This is a genomic window from Stenotrophomonas maltophilia group sp. Smal12, from assembly GCF_037079935.1.
Lineage (GTDB): Bacteria > Pseudomonadota > Gammaproteobacteria > Xanthomonadales > Xanthomonadaceae > Stenotrophomonas > Stenotrophomonas sepilia.
This window is the reverse complement of the sequence record NZ_JBAWUK010000129.1, coordinates 1-525: the sequence shown is the minus strand read 5'-3', so window position 1 is coordinate 525 and position 525 is coordinate 1. Positions and strand designations below refer to the sequence as shown.

General features: G+C 71.2%; 1 protein-coding gene. It reads right to left on the bottom strand.

Translation table 11 applies throughout. The features are described 5' to 3' along the window. Positions 1-525: ATP-binding cassette domain-containing protein (locus tag WDC87_RS21915; RefSeq protein ID WP_336331342.1), on the bottom strand; the 525-nt coding region annotated here is incomplete at both ends.

Below are 525 nucleotides of genomic sequence, written 5' to 3'. Positions count from 1 at the left end.
GCGCTTGGCCAGCCGGTTCAGGAAGCTGCGGTCGTGCGAGATCAGCAGCAGACCGCCGCGGTAGGCCAGCAGCTCCTCCTCCAGCCACTCGATGGTGGGAAGGTCGAGATGGTTGGTCGGCTCGTCGAGCAGCATCACGTCGGGGGCGCCGACCAGCGTGCGGGCCAGCGCCGTGCGCCGCGCCTCGCCGCCCGACAGCGTGTTGGGGTCGAGATGGCCGGGCACCTGGAGCCGGTCCAGCACGGCGTCCACCCGGTGCGTCTCGTCCCGCTCGTCGGCGGGCAGGCCGGCGGCGACGTAGTCGTGGACCGTGGCGCAGCCGGTGAAGTCCGGCTCCTGCGGCAGATAGGCGATGCGGGCGCCCGGCTGGGTGAAGACGGTGCCGCCGTCCGGCTGGATCATGCCGGCCAGCACCTTCATCAGCGTCGATTTGCCGGACCCGTTCCGCCCGACCAGGCAGGCCTTGTCGCCCCGTCCGATGGACAGGTCGATGGTTTCGAACAGCGGACGGCCACCGAAGGTGAC